A 9,205-nucleotide genomic window follows, 5' to 3' on the forward strand; every position below is an offset into this window, starting at 1 on the left:
GCCCGCGCCCGAACAGGAACCGGCCCCGCCGCTGGTCTACTACTCCCAGCCCCCCGAAGTCCGTAACGACGCACCCTCACGCCCGGCTCCGCCACCGGAGGCCCCGGTCGAACCGATCCGGATCGAGGACCTCCACCTGCCCGAGCCGGTCGAGCCGGTCGCGCCGATCGAAGCCCCGGAGAACACGATCCGGGTCGGTCAATGGCAGGCCCCGCGCCCGGAATGGCTGTCCCCGGAATACGCCGACCTGATCAACGACACCGCAGCCGGGCTGGAGGCCCAAGTCGCCACCGCACTGGACTCCGTCGGCATCCCCGCCGGGCGCTCGGACCGAGTGTCCGGGGCGACGTTGGCCGGTGCCGGAATCGGCGGCGCGGCAGGAGCCGTCGCCGTCGGCGCGCCCGCCGCTGTCGCGGGTGCCGTGGTCGGCGCCCTGGTCGGCGGCACCATCGGCGGAATCGCGGGCGCGGCCCTGGGCACCGTCGTCCCGGTCCCGGTCCTCGGCACGGTGACCTCCGGCGTCGCCGGAACCGCACTCGGCGGCGCAGCCGGTGCGGCGGCGGGCGCGCTCGTGGCCGGTGTCCCGGTCGCTGTGGTCGGGGCGGTCGCCGCGGGAACCGTCGGTGCCGGATTCGGAGCCGGAGTTGGGGTGGGCCAGCCGTGACTCTCACCTCCAGCGGCGGTGCCCGTCGACTAGCCGCGACATTGGCCACTGCGGCGATCTGTTCGGCCATGTCGCTCACGGTTGGTGCCGCTCCGGCGGGGGGAGTGCCGATCGGACCCGGCTGCCCGGCCCTCTACATCCTCGGAGTCCAAGGCACCGGTCAGTCCTCACCGACCGCTGACCCGCTCGCCGATACCGGAGTTGTTGGTGCGCTCCTCGCGCCCGTACTCTCGGCGGCTCCCGGGCTGGTGCAACGTTCCTACATCCCGTACGGTGCCGGGTTCGGCGGTGTGGTCCCGGGCGGTGGCCCAGACCCGTACGCGGTGTCGGTTACCGAGGCCCGCAACCAGCTCGACGCCGCCGCCACCCAGATCGCCGACACCTGCCCCGACACGCTCGTCGCCGGTGTCGGCTATTCGCAAGGCGCGCAAGCCATGTCGGAGTTCGCTGCCGATATCGGCGCGGGTGTCGGGCCGATCGGCGCGGACCGGATCGCGGGTATCGCCCTGTACGCCAACCCAGACCGCGCCCCCAGCGCGCCGGTGATCCCCGGAAGACCCGGACAGCTCGTTCCCGACCCCGCACCCGGCACCAGTGGCGCCGCCGTGTCGCAGGTCGCGATCACCAATCCGCCCGCCGGGGGCGCGGGCATCGCCGGTGCGATCGGCTACGGCGATCTGACCGGCCGGGTCGCCGACATCTGCACCGACGGCGACCTGGCCTGCTCGGCACCGGACCGCGCCGCGTTCCTGCGCGTCGGAGCGGAGATCGCCGCCCAAGCAGACCTGCGAAACCCATTCACCGCGCTCGGCACCCTCAACGGACTCCTACACGCCGCCCTCGGCGACACCTGGACGACGGTGCTGCTGGAGGACTTCGCCGTCGACGGCGGCAATGTCGACTACCTCCCGCAGCAGGGACTCGCAGCCCGCCTGGTCGAGGCCGCCGACCCGCGTACGCCCGTCCCCGACGGCAGGGCCGCGGCGGGCAGGTGGGACCAGATCGTCGCCACCGTCACCGCGAACCCGATCGTGCTGCTGCCCAAACTCGCCGGACAACTCACTGCGGCCTGGGGCCAACTCCTGGCCGACAACGCCGACCTCGTCAACCCGGCAGTCCTGCTGCGCTACGCCGACACCGTCGCCCGTCACAACGGCTACGCCAGCTCCGGTCAACTCGGCTCCGGGATCGCCTGGATGGTCGCCTTGGCCCACGACATCGCCGGGAGCCGATGATGAACGAACCCCCGACCGGCGACGACTTCTACCGCGCACCCGAGCTCGACCTCCATCGGCGACCCGGCGAGCTGCTGCACCGCCGCCCCGTCACCACCCCGGACCTGCCCGGTGCGTATCGGGCATGGCAACTGGTCTACGCCACCCGCACCTCCCACAAAGCGCCCATCCCCGCCTCCGGAATCGTGATCACCGCAGGCCCGAACGCCGCGACCGACCGGGCCCCGATCCTGCTGTACTGCCCGGTCTTCCGCGGCCTGGGCGGTGATACCGCTGCCTCGCAGCTGCTGACACGTGACGAATCCGAGCCGGAGACGGAGTTCATCTCCAGCGCGCTGGAACGGGGTTGGACGGTGGCTGTGCCCGATGGGCAGGGAATGGGGCTGACCGGGCTCGGTCCGCACGCCTTCCTGGCCGGACGCGCCGCCGCGCACGCCGTTCTCGACCTGGCCCGCGCCACACTACGGCTCCCGGAGTTGATTGCCGCCGAAGCACCGTGTGCGGCCTGGGGATACGCCGACGGCGGGCGCGCCGCGGCCTGGGCCGCCGAACTGCAACCCGACTACGCCCCCGAACTCGACCTGCGCGGGATCGCCGCAGGTGCGGTCATCGCCGACCCCGGCAGACTCGCCGCCGATATGGACGGCGGGCCACTGGCGGGTCTGACCTTGGCCGGGCTGATCGGACTCACCCGCGCCTACACCCATCTACCGGTCACGCACCTGATCACCGCCGAAGGGCACCGCGCGATCGAACGAGCCCAGACCATGACCGCCGCCGAAGTCATCACAACGTTCGAACAGGTCCCCCTGGAGGCGTGGTGTGAACGGCCCGACCCTTGGAACGACCCGCTCTGGCGCTACGTGCTCGCCAACAAAACCGCCGGACGCGCCACACCCCACGCACGGGTCCACCTCTACCACGGAACCGAAGACACGCTCGTCCCCGTCGCCATGGGACGCGACCTCTTCACCGAATACCGCACTCGTGGAGTGGATCTGAGCTGGCGCGAATACAGCACTGGGCACGCACAGACCGCCATCGACGGCGCGCGAGAAGCCGTATCGCGACTCGCGAGCTACCTGCGCTCTCCTCGGTTGACCAGACCTCCCTTCACCCAACCGCTGACCAACTGAACGGCCCGCCGCCCGCGAAAATCCCTGTCCCGGTGCGGGCAGGCCCACCGAAACGAGGTGAACACCGATGCGCATCATCCAACCCCGCCACCGCCCAACCACGACCGTCGCCGTCGCGGTCGCCGTCGCGATACTGACCACCCTCACCGGAGCCGGTATCGCCACCGCCGAACCGACCGAAAATTGCCCGAGCCTGCACGCACTGGGTGTGCAAGGTGGCGAGGAAGGCACCACCGACGCCACGGTCACCAGCGACAGCGGCGCACTCGGCAAACTCTTCGGTTCCATGACCGCAGCAGCCGGAAACCTGGTGCAGCGCACCTACATTCCCTTCGGCACCGCGGTCGACGGCGCGTCCCCGACGTTCCACACCGCGATCGACGACGCCGCGCGACGGCTCGAGGCGTCGGCGGTCGAAGTGGTGACCCGCTGCCCGAACACGCGAATCGCCGTCGCTGGATACGCGCACGGAGCTGCCTCGGTATCGGAGTTCGCTGCCCGTGTCGGTGCGGGGTCGGCTGGGATCCGCGCCGACCAGGTGGCCGCTGTCGCGCTGCTGGCCAACCCCGAGCGTCGACCCGACAGTCCGGTGCTGCCCGGACGCGCGGACTCGGTGACCCCGTCACCAGCGCCCGGAACAACCGGTAGCCAGGTCGCGAAGATCCAACTGCTGAACCCGGCGCTGACCGGCGCCGGAATAACCGCCTCCTCCGCTGCGGCGACCGGCTACGGGGCCTTGATCGGCCGGGTCGCGGATTTGTGCGTCGCCGCGGACGCGACCTGCAACACCACACCCGGTGGAACTTTGGCGACAGCGGTCACCGACCTCGCCTCCCGCACCGATCTGCGGGATCCGATCGCCGCGATCTCCACCCTCGCCGACGCACTGTCCACCACGGTGTTCCGCACCGCGGTGGATGTGGTCAACGAAGACCTCTCGGGCACCAGCCTGGACCAACTGTCCTATCAACCCGCCACAGCCCTCGCGGTCCGGATATCTCAAGCCTCACAAGCGGACACCGTGCCACCGACCGCGGATGAGGCGCTCTCGGCGTTGTTCAAGATCGGCACGATCGGGCTCAACGCCGCGATCACGGTCGCCCGCACCGTGATCACCCCGGCGACGGTAGCCGAACTGGCCGCCGTCGGCATGGCCGACCCGCTCGCGGCGGTCGCGATCCTGGGCACCAAACTCGCCGCCGCCGTCGTCGAACTCGTCCCGCCACAGACAGCCAACCGCTGGGTCAACGAAGCCTTCACCGCTATTACCACTGCGGTCACCGAACCCAGCGAGCTCTACACCCTGGCCGGGACCGCCCGCTACAGCGACACCGCCGGCCGCCACAACTCCTACCAAACCGTGCCCGCCACACCATCCGGCGAATCCGCACTCGACGCCGCCGCGCACTGGTTCGCCGCCGCCGCCCGCGACCTGAGCGCAACACCATCGTCGCCCGCACCGAGCCGGACAGCGACCCCGCAGCCCAGCATGACCGACACGCCACCGGCCAGTTCGATCCCCTCGACGCCGGGGCGCTGAGACCCCTTCGGGCGGCGGCCGATCAGGGCTGTACCCACAGGGCCGCTGATCCCGTCCGGCGAGCCGCCCGAAGGGCCCACCACATCCGCTCTCCTGAAAGGAGGTGACCCCTATGAACCACACCACGCGCACCGACCACGCCCACGGACTCGGATGGCTCGGTGATCACACCGAACCCGCTGCCTCGCAACCGATCATCGCCCACGCGAGCGACGGCATGGTCCGCACCGGCAGCGAATGGCAGTGGCTGCACGACCAGTCCAGCGTCCCGGATCGCACGTCACCAGGAGATGTCGAGACCGATAGACCCCGCACAGGTCACACACGAGCTTGGATGGGGCTGATCGCCGCTCTGGCCGTGGCTTTGGTCATGGTCGGATTCGGCATCCGGTCGGTGACCGAGCCGCCCGATCCCGCGACGGCCATCCCGATGATCACGGCCGCGCCACCGGTCACGACAGCCGCCCCGACAGGAGCATGTGCGGGTTTGTCCGGGGCGACCGTCACCGACGGGCCGGGGGAGCCGCATACCGTGACCGGGGTTATCGCTGCGTTCGACTATGCCTATTACCGGCAACGTGACGCCGCCGCAGCGCTTGCCTTGGTGTCGGGCGAAGCCGGGCTGGCACTCGAATCCCTCGCTGACGGTATCGCTTCGATCCCGAACGGCACGACGCACTGCGTCGCGATCACCCCGATCGCCGACACCGCCGCGCAGGTGCATCTGGTCGAGCTGCACCCCGACGGCCAACGCCTGGACTACCTGCAACTGATCAACGCCCGCCCCGACAGCGCCGACCGCATGGTCATCACCAACTTCCAGAAGCAGGGCTGACCCGATGGCCGCCCTACTTCGCCTGCATGCCGACGAGCCTGTCGATCGCGGTGTGAACCGCCTCGACCCGCAGACCGTGGAAGCCCCGACCAGGACCGCGCCGGTGCGCGAGACGCCGCTGCCGACCTCCGGAAAATATCCACCGCTGTTCGCGGTCATGGGAGCACACGGCGGCGCGGGGACCTCCACCCTCGCCCGCTGGTGGGCGCCCGCCGCCGACACCGGCGTCGCCTGGCCCGCCTCCGCGGCCACCACGCAACTGGTGATCATCGCGGCCCGACTGTGCATCCCCGGACTCACCGCCGCCGCTGAGCGGCTGCGGGAATGGCACGCGGGACTCGCCCCCGACGGTGTCACGGTGATCGGGCTCGCCGTGACCGCCGCACGGCCGGGAAAGGTTCCCGTGGCGGTGCGCCGGTACCGCAGCGTGATCGCCGAGCTGGTCGAGGCGGTCTACGAGATCGGCTGGCACGACGAACTCGTAGTCACCGAACTGGCCGACCTCGCCCAGTACACACCCTTCGATCCAGCCCCGGCACGGCGCCGCGTGCGACTGCGTGAGGCCGTCCCCGCTGACGTGCACCATGCCGGGCACCAGATCGTCACCCGACTCGCGGCCAACCATGGACCGGTTGCCGCACAGCAGAATTCGGAGACAACATCATGAGCACCGTCGCGGCGCTCGGCGCGGCAGCGACCGTGCTGGCCCAAGATATCAAGGTCACACCCACCGTGCCTCCCGGGGCACCCCAGTTGCTGAACCTGGTCAACTACCTGTCCTGGATCGTCATGCTCGCCGGGATCGCCGCCCTGATCTACGCAGGCGGGAAATTCGGGTGGGAACGCTTCCACGGCGGAGCGATCGAATCCCCCAAGATCATCCTCGGCGCCCTGGTCGGCGGCATCATCGCCACCAGCGCAGGCGGAATCATGAACGCCGTCGTCACCGGCGGTACATAACGATGCGTCCGCTCACCGACCGGCCGACTGCCACCGGCCTCGGCGCTGGCCACAGCCGGGAGACCGTGGTCGACGCCGCCAAACAACTGCCCACACAGGTCCTTTCGCCCCTGACTCAACTGTTGGGTTACCTCGCGTGGTGTGTGCTGCTGCTGTGCATCGCCCGCGCGGTCTGGGTCGGCGGGCTCCTCGCGATCCGCAGCTACCGCGAGGAAAGCATCGAAGGACTCATCGGCGCCCTGCTCGGTGCGGCGCTACTCGGCTCGGCCAGTTCGCTGGCCCTGGCTGTCCTGCCCTCCACCTGATGTCGAGGAGACGACCGACTGTGAACCCCGACCGCATCCACCGCTGGGGCGTGCTCGCCGTGATCGCGTTCACCGGCCCCATCGCCGCCGCGGCCCTGCTCGGCTGCGGCACCGACACCGCCAACCCAGACCACACCACGACAACCGTCGACGCCGTCCGCACACCACCCACCGGCATCCGATGGTGGCCCTTCCAAGGCGTGGACCTGCCGGTGACCAACCAGGGACCACGCACCGTCGAAGGCCCAGTCGCTTCGGGATTCGATCGCTCGCCCGCCGGTGCCGCGGTCGCCGCGATCCAGGCGACAGTGCGGACCTCGATCGCCACCGATACTCAATGGCCCCAGATCGGCGCCCGCATGCTCGCCCCCGGACCCGCCCGAGACGCCTGGGCCGTGGCCCGTGCACAGATCTCGATCACCGCCCCCATCGTCGACGGCGCACCGAAAGTCCTCGGCTACATCGTGAGCCGCTACACCCTCGACTCCAGCGACGTCGACATCTACAGCCTGCACCCGGACAACTCACTGACCCGCAACCACACCACCGTGCTGTGGCAACACGACGACTGGCGACTCGCCCTACCCGACACCGCCACCGTGGCGCAGCCGGTGACCGCTGTCGCGGTGACACCGCCGGACCTCGTCGCACTCACGCCGCGCTGAAAGGACTCAGCCACATGCGTTCGTACCGCCCCTTGATCATCGTCTTCGCCGCGATCACCGCAGTCGTTGTGGCCGTGTTCGTGCTGACCATCCGCGACTCCGACCACGAGCAGACCGTTCCCAGCAGCCTCGCGACACCTTCGGCCGTGGTGAAGCCGAGTCCGTCCGAAACAGTGTTGCCGCCGGGAACGGATCTGTTCGGCAACCGCCTCGAGGTGCCCGGCGCCGAATCCGGCGTCGCGGTACCGCAGGACATCACAGCTCGACCGGACCCGGGCAAGCCCGACTACCTGAGTACTGCGCCCGCTGGTCTGCGCTGGCAGCGCGGCTGGAGCGGGGCGGCGTTGCCGATCTCGAGCAGCGACGGGCCGACCACGATCCGCGACGGCATCGCGACCGGATTCGCCCGCACGCCGCAAGGCGCGGCCCTGGCCGCCGCCGATGCCCTGGCTCGCGCGCTCGCCGCACCGGAACCGGTGTGGCAGCAGGTAGTACGGGACCGCTACTACGGTGGCGGAACCCCATTGCTGGACCGGTTCGCCCGCTCCCGCGAACGCACCCCAGACGCAGGCCGCTACGTCGTGGTCCCCGACGGCGTCCGTGTCCGCCCCGGCTACCGCGACGACCTCGCCGTGGTCGAATTCGCCGCCCGCGACGATCTCGGATACCGGGTCGCGACCTGGCCGATGGCCTGGATCGACGGCGACTGGCGCGTCCGGGTGCCGGCCGAGATCGAAACCCTGTGGGGACCAGGTACATATGTCACCAGCCTCGCGGGATTCGGGTCATGGAAGACCAGCTCATGAGCGATGAAAATATCCTCGGGCTTCCAGCATCCGGCTCCGGACATCAACAGCTACCGGTGCCAGAGGTGTGTGACATACCGCTGGGGCCCCAGCAAGCTTGCGAACAACTCGGACAGGTCGCCACCGACGCGGCGAGTTCGGCCTACGAGCAGATCATCGACCTGATGACCGACGCTTTCGCCAGCACACTGCGGATGACTATCGGGTGGTGGACCAGTTTTCCGTCCCCGGATCTCACCGCCGCAGGCGGTGAACCTGGTCCCGCTTTGTCGGTGATCCGCGACTACAGCGGCGGGCTACAAGTGTTGCTCCTGACGGCCGGAATCGTCTTCGCCGCGGCACGTCTCGCACTGGCCAAACGCGCCGGCTTGGCCGGGGAAGCGCAAGAGAGCTTCCTCATGCTCGCCCGCGCGGTCTTTGCGTCGATGGTCTTCGCCGCAGTCATCACCCTGGGCACCCGCGCCGGAGACCAATTCGCGAACTGGGTGATCTTCGACGCCAGCCGAGGCGACCTCGTCGGAGCCGTCGATCGCGTCGCCGATTTCGACAACAGCGGAATCGCCTCGGGCCTGCTGCTGATCGTCGGGCTCGTCGGCGTACTCAGCAGCCTGGTGCAACTGGTGATGCTGGTCATCCGCCAAGCCCTTCTGATCCTCGTGGTCGCGGTGATCCCGCTGGCCGCCGCCGCGTCGGGGACCGGCCCGGGGTCGCAGGCATACAAGAAACTCTTGTCTTGGTCGTTGGCGTTCGTGCTCTACAAGCCCGTCGGCGCACTCGTGTATGCGATCGCGTTCACGGTCATAGGCACCGAGAAGCAAACCGATCCACAGCAGATCCTGCTCGGACTGATCCTGCTGGTGATGGCCGTGGTCGTGCTGCCCGCACTGGTCCGCCTGGTCGCTCCGGCGGTCGCTACCCTCGGCGGCGGTGGTGGAGCCACAGCCGTGATGGCCGGTGGTCTCGCCGGAGTCGCAATGGGCTCAGCAGGACAGGGCGGCGGAGCCCGCAAGGTCAGCGAAGGCGAGAACGCTCCCAGCGGAACAGGTTCCGGAGACGGCG

At 69.7% G+C, this 9,205-nt stretch carries 10 protein-coding genes and 1 pseudogene; all 11 read left to right on the forward strand.

The features are described 5' to 3' along the window. Positions 1-664: pseudogene (locus JZ792_RS39790) on the forward strand (insoluble domain protein); the annotation flags it as partial. Continuing rightward, positions 661-1,899, forward strand: a complete 1,239-nt coding sequence (locus JZ792_RS39795) for a cutinase family protein (RefSeq protein ID WP_308165635.1) — start codon at positions 661-663, stop codon at positions 1,897-1,899. The pseudogene JZ792_RS39790 and the gene JZ792_RS39795, both read left to right, overlap by 4 nt. Next, a complete protein-coding gene (locus JZ792_RS39800) occupies positions 1,899-3,035 on the forward strand; it encodes a lipase family protein (RefSeq protein WP_216918057.1) in 1,137 nt (378 codons plus the stop codon). Before JZ792_RS39795 ends, JZ792_RS39800 begins: the two co-directional genes overlap by 1 nt. A 67-nt stretch (positions 3,036-3,102) precedes the next feature. Next, positions 3,103-4,575 carry a cutinase family protein gene (locus JZ792_RS39805; protein ID WP_216918058.1) on the forward strand — a complete coding sequence of 491 codons (1,473 nt, stop codon included), beginning with the start codon at positions 3,103-3,105 and terminating at the stop codon, positions 4,573-4,575. A gap of 112 nt (positions 4,576-4,687) precedes the next feature. Continuing rightward, on the forward strand, positions 4,688-5,410 hold the full coding sequence (locus JZ792_RS39810) for a DUF8176 domain-containing protein (RefSeq protein WP_216918059.1): 723 nt from the start codon (positions 4,688-4,690) through the stop codon (positions 5,408-5,410). A 4-nt stretch (positions 5,411-5,414) separates the two neighbouring features. Further along, complete coding sequence (locus JZ792_RS39815) at positions 5,415-6,077, forward strand: hypothetical protein (protein WP_216918060.1); 663 nt, start codon at positions 5,415-5,417, stop codon at positions 6,075-6,077. Next, positions 6,074-6,370: a hypothetical protein gene (locus tag JZ792_RS39820; protein ID WP_216918061.1), complete on the forward strand. Its 297-nt coding sequence runs from the start codon at positions 6,074-6,076 to the stop codon at positions 6,368-6,370. The genes JZ792_RS39815 and JZ792_RS39820 overlap by 4 nt, the downstream gene beginning before the upstream one ends. A gap of 2 nt (positions 6,371-6,372) precedes the next feature. Then, positions 6,373-6,675, forward strand: a complete 303-nt coding sequence (locus JZ792_RS39825) for a hypothetical protein (protein ID WP_216918062.1) — start codon at positions 6,373-6,375, stop codon at positions 6,673-6,675. A gap of 20 nt (positions 6,676-6,695) precedes the next feature. Beyond that, positions 6,696-7,340 carry a DUF8175 domain-containg protein gene (locus JZ792_RS39830; RefSeq protein ID WP_216918063.1) on the forward strand — a complete coding sequence of 215 codons (645 nt, stop codon included), beginning with the start codon at positions 6,696-6,698 and terminating at the stop codon, positions 7,338-7,340. 14 nt (positions 7,341-7,354) lie between these two features. After that, on the forward strand, positions 7,355-8,146 hold the full coding sequence (locus JZ792_RS39835; RefSeq protein ID WP_216918064.1) for a DUF8175 domain-containg protein: 792 nt from the start codon (positions 7,355-7,357) through the stop codon (positions 8,144-8,146). Then, the coding region (locus JZ792_RS39840) for a TrbL/VirB6 family protein (RefSeq protein WP_216918065.1) at positions 8,143-9,205 on the forward strand (1,063 nt) is incomplete at its 3' end. The genes JZ792_RS39835 and JZ792_RS39840, both read left to right, overlap by 4 nt.

This window comes from Nocardia noduli, from assembly GCF_019038455.1.
Classification (GTDB): domain Bacteria; phylum Actinomycetota; class Actinomycetes; order Mycobacteriales; family Mycobacteriaceae; genus Nocardia; species Nocardia noduli.

Coding starts and splice junctions, on each gene's coding strand:
- JZ792_RS39800 (WP_216918057.1), top strand. CDS start 1,899: ATGAACGAACCCCCGACCGGCGACGACTTCTACCGCGCACCCGAGCTC.
- JZ792_RS39805 (WP_216918058.1), top strand. CDS start 3,103: ATGCGCATCATCCAACCCCGCCACCGCCCAACCACGACCGTCGCCGTC.
- JZ792_RS39810 (WP_216918059.1), top strand. CDS start 4,688: ATGAACCACACCACGCGCACCGACCACGCCCACGGACTCGGATGGCTC.
- JZ792_RS39815 (WP_216918060.1), top strand. CDS start 5,415: ATGGCCGCCCTACTTCGCCTGCATGCCGACGAGCCTGTCGATCGCGGT.
- JZ792_RS39820 (WP_216918061.1), top strand. CDS start 6,074: ATGAGCACCGTCGCGGCGCTCGGCGCGGCAGCGACCGTGCTGGCCCAA.
- JZ792_RS39825 (WP_216918062.1), top strand. CDS start 6,373: ATGCGTCCGCTCACCGACCGGCCGACTGCCACCGGCCTCGGCGCTGGC.
- JZ792_RS39835 (WP_216918064.1), top strand. CDS start 7,355: ATGCGTTCGTACCGCCCCTTGATCATCGTCTTCGCCGCGATCACCGCA.